This is a genomic window from Paenibacillus sp. FSL P4-0081 (assembly GCF_000758565.1).
GTDB lineage: Bacteria > Bacillota > Bacilli > Paenibacillales > Paenibacillaceae > Paenibacillus_AQ > Paenibacillus_AQ phytohabitans.
In genome coordinates, this window is the sequence record NZ_CP009280.1 from 3,379,444 (window position 1) to 3,404,318 (window position 24,875).

27 protein-coding genes are annotated in these 24,875 nt (G+C 52.0%); 18 read left to right on the forward strand and 9 right to left on the reverse strand.

The genetic code is table 11. The annotated features are described in order from the left end of the window. The first annotated feature begins 53 nt into the window (after positions 1 to 53). The 10 genes from P40081_RS14045 to P40081_RS14090 all read left to right on the forward strand — a co-directional run bounded on the left by P40081_RS14045 (position 54) and on the right by P40081_RS14090 (position 6,355). Positions 54 to 1,094 carry a YhfM domain-containing protein gene (locus tag P40081_RS14045; protein WP_042136232.1) on the forward strand — a complete coding sequence of 347 codons (1,041 nt, stop codon included), beginning with the start codon at positions 54 to 56 and terminating at the stop codon, positions 1,092 to 1,094. Positions 1,095 to 1,099: 5 nt separating this feature from the next. Next, complete coding sequence (map, locus tag P40081_RS14050) at positions 1,100 to 1,846, forward strand: type I methionyl aminopeptidase (protein ID WP_042136234.1); 747 nt, start codon at positions 1,100 to 1,102, stop codon at positions 1,844 to 1,846. 90 nt (positions 1,847 to 1,936) lie between these two features. Further along, positions 1,937 to 2,257, forward strand: a complete 321-nt coding sequence (locus P40081_RS14055; protein ID WP_042136236.1) for a carboxymuconolactone decarboxylase family protein — start codon at positions 1,937 to 1,939, stop codon at positions 2,255 to 2,257. Between the two features lie 36 nt (positions 2,258 to 2,293). Continuing rightward, positions 2,294 to 2,893 carry a DJ-1/PfpI family protein gene (locus P40081_RS14060; protein WP_042136238.1) on the forward strand — a complete coding sequence of 200 codons (600 nt, stop codon included), beginning with the start codon at positions 2,294 to 2,296 and terminating at the stop codon, positions 2,891 to 2,893. Positions 2,894 to 2,909: 16 nt separating this feature from the next. After that, complete coding sequence (locus tag P40081_RS14065) at positions 2,910 to 3,725, forward strand: hypothetical protein (RefSeq protein ID WP_197074356.1); 816 nt, start codon at positions 2,910 to 2,912, stop codon at positions 3,723 to 3,725. 63 nt (positions 3,726 to 3,788) lie between these two features. Beyond that, positions 3,789 to 4,211 (forward strand): Rrf2 family transcriptional regulator, encoded by a 423-nt coding sequence (locus P40081_RS14070; protein WP_039297077.1) that lies wholly within the window; start codon positions 3,789 to 3,791, stop codon positions 4,209 to 4,211. A gap of 31 nt (positions 4,212 to 4,242) precedes the next feature. Then, on the forward strand, positions 4,243 to 4,527 hold the full coding sequence (locus tag P40081_RS14075; protein WP_042136242.1) for a hypothetical protein: 285 nt from the start codon (positions 4,243 to 4,245) through the stop codon (positions 4,525 to 4,527). A 461-nt stretch (positions 4,528 to 4,988) separates the two neighbouring features. Beyond that, positions 4,989 to 5,168: a hypothetical protein gene (locus tag P40081_RS14080; RefSeq protein WP_042136244.1), complete on the forward strand. Its 180-nt coding sequence runs from the start codon at positions 4,989 to 4,991 to the stop codon at positions 5,166 to 5,168. 58 nt (positions 5,169 to 5,226) lie between these two features. Further along, the gene (locus P40081_RS14085; RefSeq protein WP_042136245.1) at positions 5,227 to 5,655 is read left to right on the forward strand and encodes a MerR family transcriptional regulator; all 429 of its coding nucleotides are present in this window, start codon (positions 5,227 to 5,229) and stop codon (positions 5,653 to 5,655) included. A 25-nt stretch (positions 5,656 to 5,680) separates the two neighbouring features. Beyond that, entirely contained in the window at positions 5,681 to 6,355 is a 675-nt protein-coding gene (locus P40081_RS14090; protein ID WP_042136247.1) for a DUF4085 family protein, read from the forward strand. 250 nt (positions 6,356 to 6,605) lie between these two features. Here the strand turns inward: P40081_RS14090 and P40081_RS14095 are convergent, their stop codons facing one another. Together P40081_RS14095 and P40081_RS14100 are read right to left on the reverse strand one after the other, a co-directional pair. Beyond that, on the reverse strand, positions 6,606 to 7,538 hold the full coding sequence (locus P40081_RS14095) for an IS3 family transposase (RefSeq protein ID WP_063779797.1): 933 nt from the start codon (positions 7,536 to 7,538) through the stop codon (positions 6,606 to 6,608). 5 nt (positions 7,539 to 7,543) lie between these two features. Further along, positions 7,544 to 7,858: a helix-turn-helix domain-containing protein gene (locus tag P40081_RS14100; RefSeq protein WP_052421685.1), complete on the reverse strand. Its 315-nt coding sequence runs from the start codon at positions 7,856 to 7,858 to the stop codon at positions 7,544 to 7,546. Between the two features lie 731 nt (positions 7,859 to 8,589). Between P40081_RS14100 and P40081_RS14105 the strand changes: the two genes are divergently transcribed. The 5 genes from P40081_RS14105 to P40081_RS14125 all read left to right on the forward strand — a co-directional run bounded on the left by P40081_RS14105 (position 8,590) and on the right by P40081_RS14125 (position 13,794). Next, positions 8,590 to 9,456 (forward strand): VOC family protein, encoded by an 867-nt coding sequence (locus P40081_RS14105; RefSeq protein WP_042136250.1) that lies wholly within the window; start codon positions 8,590 to 8,592, stop codon positions 9,454 to 9,456. A 75-nt stretch (positions 9,457 to 9,531) separates the two neighbouring features. Beyond that, a complete protein-coding gene (locus P40081_RS14110; RefSeq protein ID WP_052421824.1) occupies positions 9,532 to 10,407 on the forward strand; it encodes a beta-1,6-N-acetylglucosaminyltransferase in 876 nt (291 codons plus the stop codon). A 28-nt stretch (positions 10,408 to 10,435) separates the two neighbouring features. After that, positions 10,436 to 11,071, forward strand: coding sequence for an NAD(P)-dependent oxidoreductase (locus tag P40081_RS14115; protein ID WP_042136253.1), 636 nt, complete (start codon positions 10,436 to 10,438; stop codon positions 11,069 to 11,071). Positions 11,072 to 11,250: 179 nt separating this feature from the next. Continuing rightward, positions 11,251 to 13,275: a Na+/H+ antiporter gene (locus tag P40081_RS14120; protein ID WP_042136256.1), complete on the forward strand. Its 2,025-nt coding sequence runs from the start codon at positions 11,251 to 11,253 to the stop codon at positions 13,273 to 13,275. A gap of 6 nt (positions 13,276 to 13,281) precedes the next feature. Further along, positions 13,282 to 13,794 carry a GNAT family N-acetyltransferase gene (locus P40081_RS14125; protein WP_042136258.1) on the forward strand — a complete coding sequence of 171 codons (513 nt, stop codon included), beginning with the start codon at positions 13,282 to 13,284 and terminating at the stop codon, positions 13,792 to 13,794. 516 nt (positions 13,795 to 14,310) lie between these two features. Here P40081_RS14125 and P40081_RS14130 read toward each other — a convergent pair. The 4 genes from P40081_RS14130 to P40081_RS14145 form a co-directional block, all read right to left on the reverse strand. Continuing rightward, a complete protein-coding gene (locus P40081_RS14130; RefSeq protein WP_042136260.1) occupies positions 14,311 to 14,739 on the reverse strand; it encodes a threonine/serine exporter family protein in 429 nt (142 codons plus the stop codon). 26 nt (positions 14,740 to 14,765) lie between these two features. Then, a complete protein-coding gene (locus P40081_RS14135; RefSeq protein WP_042136262.1) occupies positions 14,766 to 15,533 on the reverse strand; it encodes a threonine/serine exporter family protein in 768 nt (255 codons plus the stop codon). A gap of 195 nt (positions 15,534 to 15,728) precedes the next feature. After that, positions 15,729 to 16,310, reverse strand: coding sequence for a YitT family protein (locus P40081_RS14140; RefSeq protein WP_039297036.1), 582 nt, complete (start codon positions 16,308 to 16,310; stop codon positions 15,729 to 15,731). Between the two features lie 108 nt (positions 16,311 to 16,418). Then, complete coding sequence (locus tag P40081_RS14145) at positions 16,419 to 16,937, reverse strand: DUF3231 family protein (RefSeq protein WP_042136265.1); 519 nt, start codon at positions 16,935 to 16,937, stop codon at positions 16,419 to 16,421. A 110-nt stretch (positions 16,938 to 17,047) separates the two neighbouring features. Between P40081_RS14145 and P40081_RS14150 the strand changes: the two genes are divergently transcribed. Next, a complete protein-coding gene (locus P40081_RS14150; protein ID WP_042136267.1) occupies positions 17,048 to 17,266 on the forward strand; it encodes a hypothetical protein in 219 nt (72 codons plus the stop codon). A gap of 39 nt (positions 17,267 to 17,305) precedes the next feature. Here P40081_RS14150 and P40081_RS14155 read toward each other — a convergent pair whose 3' ends face one another. Beyond that, positions 17,306 to 18,178 carry a helix-turn-helix transcriptional regulator gene (locus tag P40081_RS14155; RefSeq protein WP_042136268.1) on the reverse strand — a complete coding sequence of 291 codons (873 nt, stop codon included), beginning with the start codon at positions 18,176 to 18,178 and terminating at the stop codon, positions 17,306 to 17,308. A gap of 167 nt (positions 18,179 to 18,345) precedes the next feature. Here P40081_RS14155 and P40081_RS14160 point away from each other — a divergent pair, with 167 nt between their 5' ends. Beyond that, the gene (locus P40081_RS14160; protein ID WP_081969949.1) at positions 18,346 to 20,310 is read left to right on the forward strand and encodes a glycoside hydrolase family 127 protein; all 1,965 of its coding nucleotides are present in this window, start codon (positions 18,346 to 18,348) and stop codon (positions 20,308 to 20,310) included. Positions 20,311 to 20,384: 74 nt separating this feature from the next. After that, positions 20,385 to 20,891 carry a hypothetical protein gene (locus tag P40081_RS14165; protein WP_042136270.1) on the forward strand — a complete coding sequence of 169 codons (507 nt, stop codon included), beginning with the start codon at positions 20,385 to 20,387 and terminating at the stop codon, positions 20,889 to 20,891. A 110-nt stretch (positions 20,892 to 21,001) separates the two neighbouring features. Here P40081_RS14165 and P40081_RS14170 read toward each other — a convergent pair whose 3' ends face one another. Continuing rightward, positions 21,002 to 23,437 (reverse strand): glycoside hydrolase family 94 protein, encoded by a 2,436-nt coding sequence (locus tag P40081_RS14170; protein WP_042136271.1) that lies wholly within the window; start codon positions 23,435 to 23,437, stop codon positions 21,002 to 21,004. Positions 23,438 to 23,527: 90 nt separating this feature from the next. Next, positions 23,528 to 24,583: a LacI family DNA-binding transcriptional regulator gene (locus tag P40081_RS14175; RefSeq protein ID WP_042136273.1), complete on the reverse strand. Its 1,056-nt coding sequence runs from the start codon at positions 24,581 to 24,583 to the stop codon at positions 23,528 to 23,530. Positions 24,584 to 24,875 lie beyond the last annotated feature (292 nt).

Here is a 24,875-nt window from a genome sequence, read left to right on the forward strand (position 1 = left end):
TTCACTCTGCTTAAGAAGGCTGTTATACTTGTATCATACATAAGGATGTGGAGGTGGAACCCATAAGGCGGCTACTGCTGATTCTGCCTGTTCTTCTGGTTGTTCTATTAAGCGGCTGCCAGAATGCTTTCGGCTACATTAATTCAAGATGGATTTCTGAAATTGATTTGACCTATAACTCTATAGAGAGCCAAGCGGAGACGGCTCCCTTTGAGTCCAGGATTTTCAAAGACGGCGAGTTCATTAAGACGATGGCTTCTGCCATGAATACAAGCAAGCGTATTGCGGGAGAGCTGGATTACGATGCGGATTTCCGCATGAAGCTGGTGTACGGGGACGGCTATACAGAAGAATTTATTCTGGGTCTGGGCGAGCAGGAGGGGAACACCGGTCTGCTGCTGTCCGCTGAGCGCAGCGGGACAGGCTATACAGTCTCCGCCAAGAATGCCGATAAGCTGCGCAGGCTGATCTTCAGCGGCGGAAGTCCAGCAGCGGCGAAGTCCGAAGCGGATGAGGCATCGGTGGTAACTCAAGGTCCGGTAACGGTCTCACGCAATGATTTATTCCCGGTCACAGGAAACAAGGAATTTCTGAACCTGCAGCTGCTGAAAGGCAGGTACAGCGAGGATTGGTCCAGCCCATCACCGCTGGCTGGACGGAGCTGGAGCGGGCAATTCCGGCTGGCCATTACGGATGAACAGGGCGCAGCACTGGGCACGTTCGCGCTGAGCCGGCATTTCACCGAAGAATTGAGCTTCGGCGATTTGTTCCAGATTCAGTTCGCTGATTACAACGGAGACGGTAATCCCGATTTTACGGTTGGCCAATATGGTTCTTCGAACGGATCATTGTTCAAGCTGTTTACAGTGAAGCCGGATCATTCGATCCAGGAGCTGCAGATTAAGGGGGCGGCATCCGGGCTGTTTATCAGTAGTCCTGACCGGTATTCGGTCAAGCTGGAGACAGTCGAAGGCGGTTTCCGGGCGGATCATTATGACAACTCTGTTGGCAGGCAGGTTGAGACTTCATACCTCTGGGACGGAGCCGCTTTTCAGGAAGTTGCCGGAGAATCAACAGATACGAGAGGAATGTGAACAGGATGACGAGCGAGACACTGCAGGATTTGCAAGGACTGAAGGCAGCCGGTAAAGTGGTAGGCCACACCATCGCCGAGATGAGGAAAAGTGTAGTTCCCGGAATGACGACTGCAGAGCTGGACGAAGTGGGCGCGAGGATTCTGAACCATTTTGGCGCGAAATCTGCCCCTAAGGTAACCTATAACTTTCCCGGAACCACCTGCATCAGCGTCAATGAAGAGGTGGCACACGGAATCCCGGGTCAACGGGTGATCCAGGCCGGCGATTTAATCAATATTGATGTCTCGGCCGAGCTGAACGGGTACTACGGGGACGCCGGAGTATCTTTTCAACTGCCTCCTTATAATGAGAAGCTGGTCCATCTCTGCCGGAGTACGGAGGAAACCATGATGAGCGTGATTAATCACCTCAGAGCGGGAATGAAGGTGAACGAGATCGGCAGGGTTATGGAGTCGGAGGCACACAAGCGCGGCTATAAGGTTGTGCGCAATCTGTGCAGCCACGGCATCGGCAAATCGTTGCATGAGAAGCCCTATGAAATCCTGCCGTTCTATAATCCGCGGGTAACGACGGTGCTGAAGGAAGGACAGGTCATCACGATAGAGCCATTCCTGTCTACGGGTGCGGATTTTGTAGAGCAGCAGTCGGATGGATGGACGCTCAGTGTGGCGGACAACAGCCGTGTTGCCCAGTACGAACATACGATTGTGGTCACCAAAGGCAAACCGATTATTCTGACAAGCGCCTAAGAGCTTAGCACCTAAGAACGAACAGATACGGTCTGCCCTGAAGAGGGTGGACTTCTTTATTATTGTATTCTACCAATGGAGGGACAAAGAATGGACAATCTACCGCAAGTCAGCAATGCATTCATGACGTTTATGAAGGAAGCACCGGAGCAGCAGAAGGCCTGGGGGGAAGTCGTGCAGAAGCTGGATGCAGCAAGTGCGCTTGACGCCAAAACAGAAGAAATTGCCTATATCTCCGTACTCGCGGCGGTCAGGCTGGAAAGCGGGCTGGCCTTTCATGTCAAGCATGCCAAATCACTCGGCGCTACCCGTGAGGAGATTATAAGCGCAGTCCTGCTGCCTCTTCCGGCTGTAGGCAATGTGGTCATTCAGGCCTTGCCCGTTGCTTTGCAGGCTTACGACAGCGAGTAAAATTACAGGACGACGGATATTGAAGGAGCGGGTAGCGTGAAAATTGCTTTTATTCTGTTTGACGGCATTACGTTTCTGGATTTCGCGGGTTTTTATGATGTAATCTACAGGCTGCGCCAGTTCCCAGCAGGGGAAGGGCTGGAGTGGGATATCTGCGGTCCGGCCGGGGAAATCACAGATGAAATGGGGCTTACGGTCAAAACCGGTAAAGTGCTGCCGGATTTATCAGTGTATGATCTGGTATTTGTGCCCGGCGGGTCCGGGACGAGGGCATTGCGTCATGACGAGAGCTTTATCTCCTGGCTTCAGGGAGCAAGCGGGGTTCCATATCTGGTATCCGTATGCACCGGTGCCCTGCTGCTGGGTGCTGTCGGATTACTGGAGGGACGAAGGGCCACAACGCATGCATCGGCATATGAGCTGCTTGAGCCGTATTGCCGGGAAGTGGTTCAGGCCCGGATTGTGCAGGACGGGAATGTTATTACCGGAGGCGGGGTCTCAACCTCAATTGATCTGGGATTATATCTGGTATCCTTATTTGCCGGCCGGGAGGCTATGGCTGCCGTGAAGCAGCAGATCGACTATCCGTATGATGCGCAAGGCGTTGTAATGTACTCCAATGAAGGAAACCATTGAAACCGGAGGGATGAAGGTGAATAGTGGCAAGCTTGCCGCATTGCCGTTTCAGCAGCAGATAGAGAACAGTGAACAATGGCCGCTGCTCGCAGAGGATTACATGAACCGGAGCGGGCTGCCGGGTCCGCGGGCGAACCTGAGCCTTGCCGGGGAGTTCTCCCGATATTACGCCCGTACTGGGCTTTCAGCACAGTCGTTGTCGCTGCTCACTTCCTGGACGGATATTTCTGCAGCGGAGGCGGAGGCTAATGACCCGGAGGAATTTCTTCCATTCTGTGCTTTACTGGCTTACGGTGCGTATTACGGATATGCGGAGCAGGGAGAAAGATCCGGGATAGAAGTCAGGCTGCGCAGGGCAATGAATGATTCAAGATGGCGCGTTCGTGAGGCGGCGGCCATGGCATTGCAGCAGATTGGAGAGTTCGGCTTCGGGCTGCTGCACAGGCTGCTTGAAGGCTGGAGAATGGAAGCGACCGTGCTGGAACTGCGTGCTTTTATTGCCGCGCTGGCGCATCCTCCCTTGCTTAAGGAACAAGCCTGTGCCGACTACAGTCTGGAGCTGTCAGAGCAAATCCTGAACGAGCTGCTGTCGGGCAAATACAGACAAGCCGATCCTGAGCATCTCCGCGTATTATCCAAAGGAATGGAGTATGCGCTTAGCCTGTTTGTTGCCAGCCAGCCGGATGCGGGCTTTGCCTTGCTGCGCAGACTGGCCGGGAGCGGCGATAAGCTGATGATCCGGATCGTGAAGAGTAATCTGGGGAAGAAACGTCTGAGTCAGAAGTACCCCGAGGAGGTCACGGAGCTCCTTGCAGGATTGACAATTATCTAGAATGTAACTATTATTGTTACATCTGCCGGGAAGCATTCTGGTCAGTATGAAGGAGAGATTCCCATGAACATCAGCACCCGGTTTGCGGTCGCTATTCATATTCTAACTTTAATAGACAGCAACAAAGACGGTAAAAGCACCTCGGAGTGGATCGCCGGCAGCGTCAATACGAATCCGGTTGTCATCCGCCGCCTTACAGGCATGCTGAACAAGGCCGGTCTGGTGGAGGTACGCCCCGGGGTAGCCGGTGCGAAGCTTACCCGGAGTAGCGCGGATATCACGCTTCTGCAGATTTACAAGGCGGTCAATGCAGTGGAAGAGGATTCACTCTTCTCTGTCCACGAGCATCCGAACCCGGAGTGCCCGGTCGGCAAGAACATTGCCGGGGCAATTATTCCCGTGTTCTCTCTTGCGCAGAAAGCGATGGAGAATGTGCTGCAGGAGGTTACACTGGATCAGATCGTACATCAAATTCCTGTTTCGTGAGGCAGAGGAGGAATATGGTATTCGAAACTCTATGCGCAAGCGAAAAGGCGCTGCTTTTTATATAACGGTATTGCTCGGGCTCGGGTTATTGTATCTGCTCATTTGTCCTTCTCCTACCCCTGAGCTCGCTGTACGCAAGAGCCTGCTGATTCGTGATCCGGCGGCTGCATTGGCAGGCAGGGTTACAGAAGGACGGATTAAGGATGATCCAAGGTACGGTAATCTGTACTTTGCTGAACAAACAGAGCGAAGCTACATCTATGTGAAGAAAAGCAGACTGGGCTGGAATGTAACCTCAAGCGGCACCGGCCCGTGATGTAAGATTTTGTAGACTGCCACAGAAACTTAAGGAAACTTTCAGCAGAGATTTATGTACTTTTAAGGTTCGGGGAGTATATTAAAGGTCTCCACCCCCCAGTGGATACATTTATGATAGACCCCGCCGTGCCTCGGCAGGGTCTATCTCTTTGTTTAGGACTTATAAATTCATCAAACCTTTATGTGATTTTCATCAGGCATTAAGCTTCAGCCTGTATATTAATCACATGACCCCCTTATAATAGACTTTGGCCCTGCCGGATCCCGGCAGGGCCCCTTTTTTGATTGATAAGAATTTATATGTTTTGGGGTCCCCGCAATGTAACTGAGTCATAATCGAAGCCAAAGCCCCACTTTGTGAGGCTATTTCATGAGCGGATCTATGCTTTACACATTATTCCAGATGGTTTAGACTGACACCATGTGTGGCTTACTGGAATAAGGGGGAAGAGCATTGATATGATGGTATTTTTGGCACTGATTATATGGTTCCTGTCGTTGCTGGTCTTTATGCTGATTATCCGCAAGGCCATTGATGGATCTAGGGCTACCTACAAACTGGACGAATTGATTCAGGAAATCCGGCTGCTCCGCAAGGAGATCAAGGAGAACAAGCATATTATAGACAAGCGGCTGTAGCGGCAGATAGGGGACTGTCTGCACCTTGATTTTACAAAGGAGTAAGGGGATATTGTACATGAAGAATCAAATTACAATCCTGGGAGCAGCACTGATTCTGGGTCTTTCTTTAATCGCAAGCAGTCTGATTATCAGCAACGAACGTGCATCCAGCAATGAAAAGGCGATGGAAACACAGATTGCCCAGTTGCAGACGGAGGCCAAAGAGCAAGCGGAACTGTTAGAGCAGACTGTATCTACTGCCGCTGAGAGCCCATTAATGACAATGTCGGAGGCAGCGGAATTTCTGCATTTAACTGAGAATGAGGTGCTGAATATTATCAAGGCAGAGCACGAGGTTCTAAAGTATAATGGTTCACTTACGGGAATTCCCTATATGAAAGTCGATGAGCAGTTCATGATTAACCGGGCGGAACTACAGAACTGGGTTCAGCAGGCGACGCTTGAAAAAAGGGTATATATGGGCACGAAGATTACCAATAGATGAGACTTGGGGAGTAAAGGAGCGCCAAATGAAATTTTATACATATTCATGGTATGAAGAAATGCAGGTGCGCGGCTTTATGGTGTTCCCTGAGATGGAGCAGGATTGGCTGGAGGATGTTGCGTGGCATGCTGCGGAGGGGCTCAGCTATAAGGAGAGGACGAGGGATTTCCTGGAATACCTCAAAGCGGATTTGCTGAAGTACCTTCCGGAATACTTCCATCCATCCATTCATGACGGAACAATCAATTCTACTTATCCAGAACCTGAGTTCAAAGAACAGGCGCAGCAGTGGCGTAATGAATACGAAGCCAGGATGAAGGTGCTGGATGATGAATACTACAGAGGGTATCTGTCTATTAAGGACAGCTTGCCTGTACATGCTGTTCAGCTAGTTGAGAAGTCCCTTCATGATTCAAGGGTGATTTCATATACTGCACCGGCGGAGGAGGTTGTGGAGATCGTTCTGGACTGCAGCGGAGCCATGCATTATCAGTGTGATATCAGACTAACCTTTACCGGGGTGACCGGGTTGGTTCTGCCTGAACGCCTGAACAGAATGGTCTGGTTGTATACCGAGATCTATGCGGTGGAACAAGGGTTTGAATTACGGGTTCTGCTGGACCCGCCGCTGAGTGAGCTTAGGATTACTGCACAGGATGTATCATTTGAAATGCTTAGTGAACCCAAATACAACGGATGACTGCTTCGCAGCCTGGCCAATTGGCCGGGCTTTTTTATAAGAAGTTATGATATTCGTCTGTTGTAGATAAATTTCATTGAAATTTGGAGTTTATCCGTAGAGATGAGCCAATGTATGCGAAAAACCGAATACAATGTGCCACTGATAGGACAGATGAGCCGAATGTATGCGAAAAACCGAATACAATCGGTGCGACCCCCTTATCCCGGAGTCCTCCGTATAAAATCAGTACTTGTTGTAGATATGCTCTTTATTTCGCTTTTTCTCTCGGCCAGAAGAAGCGGGAGCGGTCTTCTAGGGTCAGCACCCACTCTGCAAAGGTAGCTGGCGGCAGGTTACGAAGGCTCGTATGCATTCTGCGATTGTTGTAAAAGTCCATGTACCGGTCCACCGCTTCATAGGCCTCTTCGAACGTTTCGAATGCCTCTTTGCGGAACAAATCCCGATCGATATTACTGTGGAATGATTCAATAAAAGCATTTAAATCCGGCGTTCGAGGCGGAATACGTTCATGGGTCATTTCCCAGCTTTCACACATGTCGCCAAACAGGTGGCTGACGAACTGTGGGCCGTTGTCGGTGCGGATCACAGGGCGAGCGCTGTCAGGGGCGCAGTGATGCTCCATGGCGCGCGCCAGCGTCTGGCAGGCGTGCTTGGCCTCACACGACGATCCCCGGTGGTAGCCGACGATGACACGGGTAAACACATCGATAATGCTCAGGACAAAGAAATGCCGGTCACGTCCCTCCACATACCCGTATTTAATGTCCATCTGCCAGAGCTGGCTCGCTCCTGTAATGACTCGGTTCTCCGGCAGCTTCCGGGGATGCTTAAAGCGCTTCTGACGCTGGGGCTGCAGGATATCCAGCGCCTGACACAGCCGGTAGCTTTTCTTGTGATTGAGCTTCAACCGGTGCTGGTTCCACAAGCACTTGGCCAGGAGTTTGTACCCGTACACGTGCTCTTCTCCAGCGATTAATTCCAGCAGCCATTCCTGGATCTCCTCGTCACTAATCTTTTCCCCAGACTCGTTAAAGGAGTAGCCTGGCTGGGGTCTTCCACGCCCCCCTTGAACGGCCTTTGGGGACAGTGACCTGCGTTTCTTACGGTCGTAGTACGTGGACTCTGCTAGCCCCATGAGACGCAGTACCAAAGCTGCGGTATTCCCCTGCTTAATGAACATGTCGGCTACCTCGATTTTTTCGGATAAGCAGGGGTTGGCTTTTTTAGCAGTTCACGCAGAATCTCAATCTCTAACTCCTTTTCGCCGAGTATCTTGACGGCCTTCTCGTATTTCTGCTCCACTTCCAGGAGGCGCTTCAGTTCCTCCACCTGCTCCTGGGGATACGGATGATCTTGTTCCCCATGGGCCCCTCGGTAATCTCTCACCCACTGATTCACCGTCGCTGGGGTCACCCCATATTTTCGGGCAACCACCGCTGCCTTAATGCCAGACAACACCTCTTGCGCTGCCTTCTCTCTTGTTCCCGTTAAGTGTCCCATTGTGTTCATCCTCCTCCTGTATTCAGTCTACATTTTTATGGGGGAGGACTCCAACTTCATTAGGGGGCTGTGGAGCAATGTGCCACTGATAGGACAGATGAGCTGAATGTATGCGAAAAACCGAATACAATGTGCCACTGATAGGACAAATGAGCCGAATGTATGCGAAAAACCGAATACAATGTGCCACTGATAGGACAGATGAGCTTAATGTATGCGAAAAACCGAATACAATGTGCCACTGATAGGACAGATGAGCTGAATGTGTGCGAAAAACCGAATACAATGTGCCATTGATAGGGTAGATGAGCCGAATGTATGCGAAAAACCGAATACAATGTGCCACTGATAGGACAGATGAGCCAATGTATACGAAAAACCGAATACAATGTGCCATTGATTGATTAGGTAGACCAACCAAATGAGTTATGAATTCCTCTGATTGCGCCGGAAGTCGGCTGAATGGGGAATTTAAGGGATATATTCCTTTGATCTCACCGGATATAACTATTGGATTACCGCCTGATTCGCCTCTCCGGACGATTTTTAAAAGTAATTGACAAACATATAGAGTGCAACTATACTAAAGTTAGTTAATGTGTAACGGAAACAGTTACAAGCTTGAATGATGATTCTATAAACAGTCAAGACTAAGCAGCACTGAGCACGAACGGCACCGGAGGGTTTAGCCTTTTATATTATCCATATGTTTTTATTCAGGAGGGGTTTATATGACAACAACAGCAGCACTGCCGCAAGAACTGGAAATTGGACTTGTACAGATTAGAGTAAGCAATTTGGAGCGTTCGCTCACCTTTTATCAGAATGTAATCGGACTGAAGATCCTGCGCCAGCAGGGGCGTGAGGTTGAACTGACGGCGGACGGCGTGCATGTGCTGCTGGTGCTGCGGGAGATTGAACAGGCTCAGATTCTGCGCCGTAATTCGGCAGCCGGACTGTATCATTTCGCGATTCTGGTGCCCGACCGTCCGAGTCTCGGACTGGTGCTGCGTAATCTGATTGATGCGGGCATCGAGATCGGCCAGGGTGATCATCTGGTCAGCGAAGCGCTGTATCTTCAGGACCCGGACAATAACGGCATTGAGATATACCGCGACCGGCCGCGCGACACCTGGAAGTATGAGCCTACTGGCAATGTGGTGATGACTACAGACCCGGTTGATGTGGACGGCTTGCTGGCGGCTTCCGAAGGGCTGAACTGGACCGGACTGCCTGCGGGCACCGTGATCGGGCATGTGCACTTTCATGTAGGCGATCTGGCGGAGGCCAAGAAATTCTATGTGGATGCGCTTGGTTTTGCAATCACGGCTCATTACGGGGACGCTGCACTATTTATCTCGGCGGGCGGATACCATCACCATATGGGGCTTAATGTCTGGGCGGGACAAGGAGCTAAGGCGGCTCCGGCCAATGCGGCGGGCATCGATTATTTCACTCTGCTGCTTCCGGGCAGCGGGGATGTATCTGAAGTGGCGGAACGTGTGAAGCAAGCGGGGTACCGTGTAGAAGTAGAAGGCGGCATCACTACCTTGAGAGACCCGTGGAATATTGGAATCCGGCTGCTTGTCAAAGGCTGAGAGGAATGAAAACTTGTCCATCTTCGCTCATTCCCCTATAATATGTGGAAATAAATGAGCGAAAGGATGAATCTTTTGCACAATTTCAAAATGGCTTATGTTGTCCTCTGTCACAAGAGCCCTCAGCAGATTAATTTGCTGATCGATCGTTTAACGGATGAGCATGTGGAGTTTTTCCTTCATGTGGATAAAAAAAGCGGTATCGAAGAGCAAATTATCCATCGCGAAGATATTCATTTCGTAGAGCAGCCGGTAGACGTACAGTGGGGCCATTACGGCCAGATTGAATGCATCCTGAAGTGCTTCGAACTGATCCGGGCAAGCGGGAATTATAACTATGTTCATATCATCAGCGGACAGGATTTGCCTCTTGCCTCCAATAAGGTGATTGCTGATTTCTTCAAGGAGCATGAAGGGCAGGAGTTCGTCAAGCATCTGCAGCTTCCGAATGAGGCGGAAATGTGGGGCTGCCTGTACCGGGTGTCTGTGTATTATCCGCGGTTCCTGGTCTCCCGGGCCAAAGCTGTCTCAGAGATCCGCAACCGTTATATCAATCTGGTGATGTCTGTACCCTGGCTTAAGCGCAGCCTGAAGGATCTGCCGGAGGCGCTGTATAAGGGCTCGAACTGGATGTCACTTACCGGGGGATGCATGCAGTATATCCTCGAATTCATCGCGGAGCATCCCGGATACGTCCGGTTGTTCCGGAATTCGTTCTGCGGCGATGAGATCTTCTTCCATTCAATTATTTTGAACAGTAAATATAAGGATAATGTAATCAATGAGATCAAACGTTACACGGATTGGAATACCGGACCGGAATTCCCCAGAACACTGCGGGCCGAGGATTATGAACGGATTCGCGAACAGGGTGCAGGCTGCTTCTGGGGCCGGAAGTTCGATCTGGATGTCGACAAGGAGATCATCAGCGATATTCTGCGGCTGGCTTGAGGCTCTAACTACTTAGGAGGCATTTATCATGAAAATAGCAGTCATTGGAGCAGGCGGCAAAGCAGGCAGTGAGATTGTGAAGGAAGCGCTGGACAGGGGACATGAGGTTACCGCTATAGTGCGGAACCCTGCGAAGGTAACGGACAGTAGAGCATCGGTGCTGGAAAAGGATATCCTGTCCTTGACGGCTGAAGATTTGCGGATTTATGATGCCGTCATAAATGCGTTCGGAGCGCCGTTTGGACAGGAGCATCTGCATGTGGAGGCCGGAAATGTTCTGATTGAGGCTCTTAAGAATGTGCCGGATACCCGGTTGATTGTCGTCGGCGGTGCGGGAAGCTTGTACGTGGATGAAGCCCGGACGGTGAAGGTTGTGGACACACCGGGGTTCCCGGATTTTGTGAAGCCGACAGCCCTGAACCAAGGTAAGAATCTGGAGATTCTTCAAACCACGGAGGGACTCCGCTGGACGTTTGTCAGTCCGTCAGCTAATTTTGCCGTCGGGGAGAGAACAGGTGCATATGTGAAGGGCAAGGATCATCTGCTCGTTAATTCCAAAGGCGAGAGCTACGTAAGTTATGCCGACTATGCGATTGCGATTGTAGATGAGCTTGAACAGCCGCAGCATATCGGCGAACGGTTCACGGTGGTGTCCGAATCCTGATCCTAAAGCTGCTGCTTCTGCAGTGAGGCGGCAGGATGGACGCTGGATAGAATATAGCGGGAGGCACAAGCGGAAATTCCGGTGTGTCTTCCGTTTATTGGCGTTTATGCAGTTGCTGCAAATAGCTGCAAATATAGGATATAATATTTTGAAAAAAGATATTCGGGAGATGATGGGGCTTGGAGACTTTTCTTGCTGTGCTGCTGATGCTCGGGCTAATCGCGGTATCGAATATCGTGAACCGTTTCATTCCGTTTGTGCCGGTTCCTCTGATTCAGATCGGACTCGGGATCATCGCCGCACTTGTGCCGACCGGAATACATATGTCCTTTGAGCCTGAACTGTTTTTTGTGTTGTTCATTGCCCCTCTGCTGTTCAATGACGGGAGACGGACACCGCGTGATGAGCTGTGGAATCTTAGAGCACCGATCTTGCTGCTGGCGCTGGGGCTTGTATTTGTAACGGTTTTTGTCGCAGGGTATGCCATTAACTGGATGATTCCTTCAATTCCGCTGGCGGCATCTTTTGCACTGGCGGCGATTCTGTCCCCTACGGATGCTGTAGCGGTCGGTGCGCTGGCCGGAAGGGTACATCTGCCGAAGAGTATACACCGTATCCTTGAAGGTGAATCGCTGATGAATGACGCCTCCGGTCTGGTTGCCTTCAAATTTGCGATCGCGGCCATGGTTACGGGAGTTTTCTCGCTTCCTAAGGCATCGCTCAGCTTTGTAATGATTGCCGCAGGCGGTCTGCTGCTGGGTGCGGCGCTCTCCTTTCTGCTGATCCGCCTCAGTGTATTCATCCGCAGATTCGGTATGGAGGATGTGACGATCCATGTGCTGCTGCAGATTCTTACGCCGTTTATCATTTATCTGATCAGTGAAGAGATTGGCGTATCCGGCATCCTTGCTGTTGTGGCCGGTGGTGTAATGTACGCCATTGAGAAGGACCGGGCCGTATCGCCGCAGTATAAGCTGCAGCTTGTATCAGCCAGTACCTGGTCGGTGCTGCTGCTGGTGTTGAACGGACTGGTATTCCTGATCCTCGGAGTGTCCGTACCGGATGTAGTGGAGGTCATCTACCGTGATCAGACGCTGAACAACTTCATGGTTGCAGGGTATGTGATGGCGATTACCGCGCTGCTCATTGTGCTGCGGTTCCTCTGGGTCTATGCCTATTCCCTATGGGAGAGCCGGTTCCGCCGGGTAGAGAAGGCGCCGCTTAAGTCACAGGTCATTACTTCAATCTCCGGCGTGCGCGGAGCGGTTACGCTTGCCGGTGCCTTCTCCATTCCGCTGGTGCTCGGGGACGGTATCACGCCGTTCCCTGAACGGGATCTGATTATTGCTCTGGCCGCAGGTGTCATTCTGATGTCGCTGGTTATTGCCAGTATCTTCCTGCCGCTGCTGGCCGACAAAGAGGAGACCGTGGTGCAGACGATTGGCTACGGAAATACGGAACTGGCAGCCAGGAATGTAGTGATCGATGCCGGGATGTCGATGCTGCGCAGCCTGGTTACGGAAAGCCCGGAGCAGACGAAACAGCCGGTGTTACTGGAGTTCACAGACAAGATCGACCGGCTGTGCACCGCCAAGCCGGACAGTGATCCGGCAACGGAGCAGTTCCGGCGGCTGGGCGTTGAAGCCCGGTTGAGCGGCCTGGAGGCAGAGCGCACAGCACTGCGGCGGATGCTGGAGAACGGAGCGGTGCCCGCCCCTGTTGCCGTTAAGATGGAGGAGCTGCTGGATCATACGGAATCGCTGCTCTGCAGACGGCTGGATACGCAAATTAAGTTCACCGTAACTGAAATTCAGCGCCTGTTCTCCGGCCTGTTCTCGGGCCGCTTCAATGGGGAAGAGGGCCGGCGGGCGGTGCAGAATGCTGAAAGTGCCCGGACAGCGAAGATAGCGATGTGTCAGGCGGCCGTGTCAGCCGTCAGCGCCGGGATAAGCGACGAGAACCGGCTTGCCTCGCAGAAGGTCATCGACAAGTATGAGCGGCTGGAATCCCGGCTGGTGCAGGGCGAAGGCTGGAGCAAAGACGGCGTTGTCGATGACGAGAAGCTGGAGCTGAAGCTGCAGGCCATTCAGGAGCAGCGGAATACCGTGCAGGAGATGTATCAGAACGGGGCTATTAATCTCAAGATCGCGGGTAAGCTGCGGCGGTTCGTAGATCAGCTGGAAACATCTATATGGGAGGATTAATGAATTATGGGGGAATTGCTTGCTAGCGGGCTGCACTTTGCAGAAATTACTGAGGAACATCTGGCCGGTGTGCTGGATATCTATAACTATTATGTACTTAACACTACCGTATCGTTTCATACCGAGCCGCAGACCCTGATGCAAATGCGCCAGTCTGTGCTGAACGGGGACCCGCGGTTTAAGTCATACGTCCTTCTGCAGGACGGGGAGCTGCAGGGCTACGTGCTGATTACCCGGCACAAGAACAAAGAAGCCTACGATACCTCCGGTGAAGTCAGCATTTACCTGAAGCCCGGGAGCGGAGGACAAGGTCTGGGCGGGCAATCGCTGCGGTTCATTGAAGAGCGGGCTAATGAGCTTGGGTTCCATGTACTGGTAGCTACCGTATGTGCAGACAATGAGCCCAGCCGCCGCCTGTTCGCGAAGCACGGCTACGAGCAGAGCGCCTTATTCAAGGAGATCGGCCGCAAGTTCGGCCGGTGGCTGGATATTGTCAGCTATCAGAAAATTATCGGCTAATCGTGAGCCGAACCCTGGAGCCGCTTAACCAGAATCCTGCACGAAATACAACATTCCATCCATGATATCGAGAGTAATTGGGAAATGTTGTATTAAATGCAGCATTTCCCCTTATCTGAGCGGTTACGAACAGAAATTATTGTATTTCATACAACAACTCTTACAAATCACCCAGTATCTATAGGTACAAGTTGCAATACGTACAACAATTAGGCTTGTGTATGTATACAGTTCAAACAATAATTAGCTCACTTGGCTACAGGGCGTCGACTTAGAGAGTTGAGAGTTCTGTGCTGCGAATTCCACGTACCGATTGCCAAATGTATAGACTCAGTATAGTTACTGTTAATATTGCATTTAATACGGACGGTTTGGTGAACTTAATAGGGAAGCAGACATCGGTGTGCCCCCATACAACGCAATAAGCCCGCTTGCCTTGCAAGGACCAGGTCCCTGCAGGCAAGCGGGCTTATTGTACGTTAAGGCGCACCGGTGGGCGGAGCCCCGGGGGAACAACTATCCGGATACGTGCTTCCTCCGGAACATCTGTCCCAGTACCTCGCTCAGCACAAGGCCGGCGGCGATGGCCCCGGACAGCAGCAGCGCCTGTACCGCAAACTGAATCCCCTGGTTGTTGTCACTCTCCACGAACTGGCGCATGGCATCATAAGCCAGGCCGCCCGGAACCAGCGGGATAATTCCGCCGACGCTGAATATAATCACCGGCATTTTGAAGGAACGCGCAAAAAATTGGCTGATCACTCCGACAACCACGGTGGCTCCAAAGGTGGCAACAACGGTATCCCATCTGTCATCCAGCTGCAGATACAGTATCCAGCCGATCATTCCGGCGAAACCGCATTGAAGCAGTGCGCGCACCGGCGCATTAAACAGAACGCAGAAGGCTGAGGCAGCGATGAAACTGGTTATGAGTTGCAAAATCATGTAGGACTACCTCTTTCAAGTGGTAATTAGAAAAGGGACAGCACGAGTCCGATGCCGGTTCCAATGGCAAAGGCGGTCAGGAAGGCATCGGCTCCCTTAGACAGGCCGGAGACCAGATGGCCGGCCATAAGGTCACGGACGGCATTCGTGATGAGCAGCCCCGGTACAAGCGGCATTACGCAGCCGATGATGATCTTGTCCATCTCTTGTCCAATGCTAAGCCTGACAGAGAAGAAAGCCAGCAGGCCGATGATAAAGGAGGCGATGAACTCCGCGAAGAAACGGATCTGGACCAGGCGGTGCAGATAGGTGACGGCGGCGAAGCCGACCCCGGAGATCAGCAGCGACGGCAGGGCATCCCACAGGCTGCCCTTGAACATTACGGTGAAGCAGGCGCCGGTCAGGGCGGCAGCTACAGTCTGCAGCCAGACCGGATAAGCATGCGCCGCGTCGTCGACAATCCCCAGACGCTCGCGGGCTTCGGCTGCGGTAAGCTGGCGTTCGCTCAGCCGCCGCGAGATGTCATTGACCTCTGACACTTTTTGCAGATCGGTCGTCCGTTCAGCTATCCGGAACAGCTTCACCGGTTCGGTTCGGCTGGTGGTGAACATAATGACTGTCGGCGTAACGTAGCTATGCGCTCCAGGGAATCCGAGCGATGCGGCCATACGGCTCATGGTATCCTCCACGCGGTAGGTTTCGGCGCCGCTTTGCAGCATGATTTTGCCGGCCAGCAGGCACAGGTCTATGATATCATGCGCGGTAGTATTGCTATTGTTGCTTGTGCTATCCAACTTCGTCGATCCTCCCCGGGAATGTTATCTATTCGATTGTCGCCGCAATGTGTGAAAATTTCAACCTTTATTCCATATATTCTGACGAATAATAAAATTTTATCAAAAAGGTAATATGAATATACATTTTTTAACACAGAAGCATAGAAGCTCTGGCAACCGGACAGCCTAAGGACGCGTTCTTTGCAGTCCAGTCTAGTCTTCCAGCGTACATAGACCGGTGGCAACACCGCCGGAGACAATAGTCAGTATGGAATGAAAAAAAGTCTCTTTGGAGATCAGTACACCGCCGGCGCCGATAATTACGAAATCCGTCAGGAAAATAATCACTCCGACATTGAGCGGAATGTAACGTTTCATGAACTTGGCCAGCAGATCTGTTCCGCCCGTACTGGCTTTGAACCGCAGCATCAGGCCGAGCCCGCTGCCCATCAGGAAGCCGCCGATAATAGCGCTGGATATGGAACCGAGTTCGATATAATACAGAAAGTAATATTGCAGCGGCCCGAGCAGTTCGATCAGGAAGGATGAGGTCATCAGCCCCAGGATGCTGTTATAGAAGATATCCCGCTCCCGGAACCAGGCCAGCAGGAAGATCGGAAGACTGCAGACAATGATGGCCAGTCCGATTTTGATGCCGGAGATGTAATTAATGATGAGGGCAATGCCGATAATTCCCCCATCGAGTATTTTATAGGGCACTAGAAAAAAGTTGGTTCCCGCTGCAATCAGCAGGCTGGCCAGCAGAATAATGACATACTTGGGATATGAGCGCATCTTCAGCATCTCCAGACTTAAGGCATGTCTTAATAAATATGCACCGGTCTGGAAAAAAATAGCTATAAAACAAAAAATCCTGCTTGCGCAGGATTAGGGGTGAATTGCTCAGGCGTGAACCAGCTCTGGTTTCTTTAGCTGCAGCGGAGGCGGGATCAGCCAGCCTTTCTGCTTGTTCATTTTGAGCAGTGCCATGCCGAAGGCGGCCATTTGCGCGTGGATCTTCATGAACATTGCGCCGATATCCTCGCGGACCGACATGCCCATGATCTGGCTGCAGACCACTAGACTTAGCGATACTGCCCCGGAGAGGGCCGCAGCAATCTCAGGGTCGGAGAACCTTGCGCCTGCCGGGATATCCTCGAGCTTGACGGAGGGACGGTCCGGCAGTGCAGGCGGAGGCGCGAAGCCGTTCACCTTGAGGATTTTGTCACAGTCCTTAATTTCCTGCTGTGCCTGATCCATAAGATCATCGATAATCTTCTTCAAATCCTGGTCCCCGGCATGAAAGTGAAATGCCTGATAGGTAGATAAGGACATTTTGGCTGTTGCCGAGACCTGCCACATATTGAAGATTTCACCATAGTGAAGCGGTTCATCTTTGGGGTTGCCGTTTAGAACTCCCATAATTACAGAACTCCTCTACAAATAGGTTATGAACGTAAATTAGGTTGTCCAGTGCAATCAGCGTTATTCAAGTGCACTAAATAAAGTCACAGTAAAGCAGGTGTAGCCCGATGGATTATATCTATAAAGTGCTGGAGAGCGACATGGAGCTGCTGGCTGCGGCACTATCGGAGGTTCAGGTAACGGTTGTGCTGAAGGAGGGTACAGAGGAGGTGCTGGAACCGGGGGGACAGATCAGAGCATACACCGCGAAATCTGTCCGGATCCGGGGATTATCGTATTGCCGGGAGGTACATGAATTCCGAATTCTTCCGGCAGAGCCTATGTAGACTCCCCGCTCCGTGGATAGAAGCGCTTCTGCAGCAGATTCAGCGGGAGTAACGCTTGCGGAAGCGCAGGGGAGAGATGCCAACCTTCCGGCTGAAGCGCCGGGAGAAGTAGGCGGTGCTCTCGAAGCCGGTGCGTTCTGCAATCCCGGATATAGGGATTTCTGTCTTGAGCAGCAGCAGCTTGGCCTGCTCCAGCCGGTAATCCGTCAAGTATTCCATAGGGGTCAGCCCATAGACACGTTTCATGCAGCGGGCCAGATAATTGTAGTGAAAATGCAGCGCATCCGCCAGGGATGCATTCGTGAGATCCTCCGTAAAATGATTGCGCAGGTAGGCTTCCGTCTGTTCAGCGATCTCTGCCGCCTGGCTGCCCGCAGTATCCTGCTGGGCCATATCCATCATCCGCAGCATCTCTTCAAAGATGCGCTGCTGCTGCCATACGGAGCTGGAGCGCCGTCCCTGACTAAGCTGCAGTAATTGCTCTGCCTGTCCGCTCCGTGCGAAGGGGTCCGGGAGAGGTCCGAACTGGGGTATGCGGATCGTATAAGGATGAATCAGGAATTGCCGGAAATGCTTCTCCCGCTCAGCATATACAGGATCACCTTCCGCTTCCATCCACTCACCGACCGTGTGAAAATGAACCCACGTGAAGGAGGTGATCTCCTCGCAGGGTTTAACTGAATAATGATAGCGGTCCGGCAGCAGAAGGAGGGTGTGCCCGGAGGTTACCGTCCACTCCTTATCATCCTCACCGATGAACAGGCAGCCTTGTTCTACAATAATAAGATCGAATTTCCCCATACGGCTGCGGTTTGGATGCTGCTCGCCGGGCAAATATACGGTATGGCCGCATTCCAGGAAATAGGGGAACGGCGGTGCTGACAGATGAATATAGGCAGGACTGGGTGGCATATCTGCTCCTTTCGCAAGCTCTTTTCTATTAGCCGGACTTCCGTAGAAGGTTGGTAATCCGAGTGTGAAATAGTACAAAAACAGGGTTGCTTATGATTCTGTTTTTTATTCATTTTACCGTCTATAATTGCAAATAGCGAGGATGAAATGAAAAGGGGAGAAAACACTTGAGTAAATTTGCAGATATTCAGCAAGCTGCGGACACAAGCCGGCAGGTAGCTATTCAGGATGAATTCTGGGGGCGTTATATCCGGCTGGTTCAGGATACCGTTATTCCGTACCAGTATGAGGCGCTGCATGACCGGGTGGCCGGAGCAGAACCCAGCCATGCCATTGCCAATTTTGAAATCGCTGCCGGCAGGAGGGAAGGCGAGTTCAACGGCTGGGTCTTTCAGGATAGTGATGTAGCAAAATGGCTGGAGGCAGTGGGGTATTCGCTTAGCATCAAGCGTGATCCTGAACTGGAGCGTCAGGCGGATCAGATGATAGAGCTGGTCGGCGAAGCACAGCATGAAGACGGATACCTGAATACCTATTTTACACTCAAAGAGCCGGGCAAACGGTGGACGAACCTGCTGGACTGCCATGAGCTGTATTGTGCGGGACATTTCATTGAAGCGGCAGTGGCCTATTATGAAGCGACCGGCAAAGACAAGCTGCTGGTCATTGTGCGGCGGTTCGTTGACCACATTGAAACCGTCTTCGGACCGGAAGAGGGGAAGCTGAAGGGCTACGACGGTCATCAGGAAATTGAGCTGGCCCTTGTGAAGCTGTACCGGCTGACCGGTGAAGAGAAATATCTGAAGCTCAGCAGCTTTTTCATCGATCAGCGTGGACAGGAACCGAACTTCCTGCATCAGGAGTGGGAACAAAGAGGACGGGTTACGCACTGGACAGGTACGGCTACAAGCAGTGTGGATGTCAGTTATAATCAGGCCCATATCCCGGTCCGTGAGCAGAGCGTGGCCCTGGGACATTCCGTCCGTGCAGTCTATATGTATACAGCCATGGCCGATCTGGCCCGGCTTACCGGAGATGAAGCGCTGCGCGAAGCCTGCGTGCGCCTGTGGAACAATATGACGGAGAAACAGATGTATATCACCGGCGGAATCGGGTCAACACATCATGGTGAAGCGTTCACCTTTGATTATGATCTGCCGAATGATACGGTCTATGCGGAGACCTGCGCTTCGATCGGGCTGATCTTTTTTGCCAAGCGGATGCTGGAATTGACCCCGGACGCCCGGTATGCCGACGTGATGGAGCGGGCGCTTTATAATAATGTGCTCGGCTCCATGGCACAGGACGGCAAACACTATTTCTACGTGAATCCGCTTGAAGTATGGCCGCAAGCCTGCAGCTGCAACCCCGGCAAACATCATGTCAAAGCAGAGCGCCAGGGCTGGTTCGGCTGTGCCTGCTGTCCACCGAACGTGGCACGCCTGCTGACCTCGCTGAATCAGTATATCTACACTGAGCATGGCGACACACTTTACACTAACCTGTATATCGGCAGTGAGCTGAAGACCACACTGGGCGGCACAGAGGTAGCAATCCGCCAGCAGAGCCGTTTCCCTTGGGATGGAACGGTGACCCTGAAGGTTGATCCTGCGCAAGCCGGAGAGTTCGGGATGGCGCTGCGTATTCCTTCCTGGAGCGGGAACGCGGAGATCAGAGTGAACGGAGAGGCGTTAGGCGATGCTGCTGCAAGCCTGCAGCAGGGTTATGCTGTGATCCGCAGGGAATGGAAGGCTGGCGACGTGATTGAGCTGAAGCTTCCAATGGAAGCGCACCGCGTATACGCCCACCCGAATCTGCGTGCCGATGCCGGGAAGACTGCCATTCAGCGCGGACCGCTGGTCTACTGCCTGGAAGCGGCTGATAACAGTGAACCGCTAAGCTCGATTTCCTTGAGTAGAGACAGTAAGCTCATGGAGGTCTACGACAAGGAATTGCTTGGCGGAGCTGTGGTGGTGAGGGAAGCGGGCTACAGGGTAGACGGGCTGAGCTGGAACGGCGGTCTTTACAGCCGGACCAGAGCCGATGTGCAGCCGGTGGAAGTAACGGCTATCCCGTACTATCTGTGGGGCAACCGCGGCCGCGGCGAAATGAAGGTATGGATTTGGGAGTGAGCCGCAAGCGTAACAGACAGCAACTTTGGAGCGAGTTCGGCGTCTAACAAGCATCTGATACAGGGAGGATGCGTATGAAGCGGACATGGTTTTGGCTGCCGGTCCTGGCAGTACCGCTGCTGCTTGCCGCCTGCGGCGGGCTCGTGAATCCGGCTAGAGACAACGGGTCTGCGGATGCCGAAACTACCAGCAGGCCGGAATCAACTCTTAAGTCTGGAGAAGTCTCTCCGGATAATCCGAGCAGGATTGCTTTTGACATCGATGGCATTCATGATCCGCTCGTTAATGAAGAGATCAAGGCGAGCCTGAGAGATGCACTTGAGGGAATTGTGAATGAGGACCTTGAACAGTTTAACCGGGCTTTTGCCAGTATAAGTCTGGCAAAGGCGAATGAATTCGCCTTCACTCCCGGCAGCATCACTTTCACCGGAGTCGATGAGATTTCGGAGCAAAGCAGCAGCAGAGTTGTCATAAACGTGCATGATGTCCGTACAACAGCGGATGGGGAAGTGAAGCACAGCTGGAATTACTGGTTCATGCCGGATAAGGACGGCAACTGGAAGCTGGTCACGATTGACTGAGGACCTGCCCGTTTAGACGTTTTACCTGCATCACAAAAAAGGAACCCGGTCGCACCGCCTAGGCGGACAACCGGGTTCCTTTTTTATACTCAAAGTTTAAAACTCGCTAATTAACCCAATACAACTACAACCTGGTGAACCGCACCGTCGCCCACAGGAGCAATGATGTTGCCTTCAACAGCAGTGCCGTCGAGAGTCAGGCTGGCCACGCCTTTGGAGACATGGTTCGGGTTCTGGATCGAGATGACATAAGTGTCGCCGCGGAAGACGCGGGTAATCTCGAAGCTGTCCCACTCCGTAGGAATACAAGGATCAACCTTCAGACCGGCAAAGTCAGCCTGGATACCGAGGATGGACTGTGTAATCGCTACATAGTTCCATGCCGCTGTACCTGTCAGCCAGGAGTTTTTCGCTTCACCGTGACGTACAGCGTCTTTACCGGCGATCATCTGCGAGTACACGTAAGGTTCCATACGGTGAACTTCGCTGATGTCCTCCAGGTAAGCCGGAGCAATTTTTTTGTAGATATCAAAGGCTCTGTCGCCGTGTCCAAGCACCGTTTCAGCGATCATGATCCATGGGTTGTTGTGGCAGAAAATACCGGCATTTTCTTTATAGCCCGGAGGATACGTAGAAATTTCACCCAGGTTCACATAGTACTTGGAGTAAGGAGGCTGCTGCAATACGATACCGTAATCCGTATCCAGACGTTCCTGAACGGAAGTCAACGCACGGGCTGCTTCGCCGTTCTCCACACCGATACCCGCCATTACGCACATCCCCTGCGGCTCGATGAAGATCTGGCCTTCTTCGTTCTCCTTGCTGCCGATCTTGTCGCCGTAGTGGTCATAAGCGCGCAGGAACCAGTCGCCGTCGAAGCCGTGGGACAGCGTAATGGCACTCATGTTCTCGATCTTCGCAACCGCATCAGCAGCTACATCATCCAGTCCGCGCATGCGGCAGATTTCAGCATAGTCCGGTCCAACGAAGACGAACAGACCTGCGATGAACACGGATTCCGCAACGCCGCCTGCGATATTCTCAGTAGTCTGGAATGATTCGCCCGGCTCTGTGGAGAAGCAGTTCAGGTTCAGACAGTCATTCCAGTCCGCGCGTCCGATCAGCGGCAGGCCGTGAGGTCCGAGGTTATTCGTTACATGCTCGAAGCTCAGCTTCAAGTGCTCGAACAGGGTAGCCGTGTGATCCGGATTGCTGTCAAAAGGAACCTGCTCATCAAGGATCGAGTAGTCGCCGGTTTCCTTAATATAAGCAGCCGTACCGGAGATCAGCCAAAGCGGATCATCGTTGAAGCCCGAGCCGACTTCGTTGTTGCCCTTCTTGGTAAGCGGCTGGTACTGGTGATACGCGCTGCCGTCAGGGAACTGGGTAGCAGCGATATCGAGAATACGCTCTCTGGCACGCTCCGGAATCTGGTGGACGAAGCCGAGCAAGTCCTGGTTGGAGTCGCGGAAGCCCATACCGCGGCCGATTCCGGATTCGAAGTACGAAGCGGAACGGGACATGTTGAAGGTAACCATACACTGGTACGGATTCCAGATGTTAACCATCCGGTTCAGCTTGTCGTCACCGCTCTGGATCTGATATTTGGACAGCAGGTTATCCCAGTGTGCAGCCAGGGTAGCCAGGGCAGCATCAACCTGGGCATCTGTAGCGAACTGATCGATTACAGCCTGTGCAGGCTTTTTGTTGATAACGTTCAGGGATTCCCATTTCTCATCTTCAGGGTTCTCGATATAGCCGAGTACGAAGATGAAGCTTTGCTCTTCACCTGGTTCCAGGGTGATTTCCAGTGCGTGGGAGCCGATTGGCGACCAGCCGCTGGCCACCGAGTTGGTAGCTTCACCGGCAGCAACTGCCTGCGGAGCGTCCAGACCATTGTACATACCCACGAAGGATTCGCGGTCAGTATCGAAGCCGGCGATTTCCTTGTTTACTGAATAGAAAGCGTAGTGGTTTCTGCGCTCACGGTATTCGGTTTTGTGATAAATGACGGAATCCTTCACTTCAACTTCACCGGTGCTGAGGTTACGCTGGAAGTTTGTCATATCATCATTGGCATTCCACAGACAGAATTCGGCAAAAGAGAACAGCTTAACAGTTTTCTTCGCGTCGCCTGTGTTCTTAACGACAAGGCGGTGTACTTCAGCATTGTGGCCCATCGGTACAAAAGCAAGCTGATTAACGGAAATTCCATTGCGTTCGCCAGTGATGGAAGTGTAGCCAAGACCATGGCGGCATTCGTAGAAGTCCAGATCGCGTTTTACCGGCATCCAGCCCGGGGTCCAGAAATCACCGTCATCATACAGATAGTAGTAGCGGCCGCCTGTATCCAGCGGAATATTGTTATACCGGTAACGGGTAAGTCTTCTCATGCGCGCATCGCGGTAGAAGGTGTAACCACCGGCAGTATTAGAGATGAGGCCGAAAAATTGCTCGTTGCCGAGGTAGTTAATCCATGGATAAGGTGTTTTTGGGGTGTTGATTACATACTCTTTGCGAGTGTCGTCAAAAGTTCCGAATTTCATTAGAGACAAGTCTCCTTTCAATTGTGAACGCGCGTTTACAAAGCTGAGAAAAAATTCCCTCGGGGTAAGGGATTTTTCTGTACTAGAACATTACTGCTTCGGCGGCTGGCAGGAATCTCTTGCCACCAGACGTGCCGGGAAACTGATCGTGCTGAAGGTCGGCTGCTGTGAATCGCACAGCTCGATGACCTTCTCGACAGCAGCCTTGGACATTTCGTAAATCGGCAGACGGACGGAGGTCAGCTTGGGATGAATCCGGGAAGCGAGCTGCACATCATCAAACCCCGCGATTGACATATCCTCCGGCACGGAAATGCCATGCTCAGAGAACGCTTCCATGGCCGAAATAGCCATATCATCATTGGAAGAGAAGAATGCAGTCGGCAGCGGGCCGCCGGAATTCAGCAGCTTCTTCACCTCTTCATAGGCGGTTTCCTTGAGGAAATCACCCTGTAGGATGAAATTCTCATTCAGCGCAAGCCCATGACGCTTCAGCGTATCCTCGTATGCCATATAGCGTTCCCGTCCGGAGTACGTGTTCATCCGTCCGCAGATCATGCCGATTTCTTCATGGCCGAGACCGATCAGGTACTCAATGGCTTCAACCGTACCCTCATAGTCCTTGGAATTCACTATAGCCAGATGATTGCGGTCCAGATGCTCCGACATAATCTCCGAAATGTCATAATCAATCAGCACAAGCGGTGAGTCGAGACCGACCATTTCCCGGACAATCTCGATATCCTTCTGGGTGCCGACTATAATGCCGCCGTCAATCCGTTTCTGCAGGAAAGCCTGCTTCACCTTCAGGAAGTCGTCGGGAGAATATACGGTATGAATCAGAACATAACAGCCGCGGGCATTCGCTGTGTCGACAACGGCATCAACGAACGGTGCGAAGTAGTTATTCTGATAGATCCGTGTCGCGTTCTCTTTCTCGTTCATGCTGATTGCAAAAAGCCCGATCGTATCGGTCTTCTTGCCGGCCAGAGCCCGGGCGAAGCTGTTAGGCTCGTACTGATGCTGTTCAATGATCTTCAGCACCTTGGCCCGGGTCTCCTCAGGGACATTGGAATAATTGTTGATCACACGGGATACTGTGCTTCGCGAAACCCCGGCTAGCTTGGCAATATCTTCGCTTCGCATGGTGTACCCCCTCTATTGTAAACGCGCGTTTATGAACTCATTGTAAAATAAACCGGCGCGAAAATCAATCGTCCGCCCAAATAATTTTGCCTTGAAATATAAGAAAGATTATTTTACGCCAAACTTTATCCTTCAATTGCTCGCTGAAAGTAATCCCATCCCTTATGGACGTAATAACCGTTTCCACTTGCCGGATTCTCCGATCTGCGTTACAAATAAATGCATCAGTAAATAAGAGGGACTGGAGAGGACGAAATCAATGATTATACAGGAAATAGATTCGCAGATACGC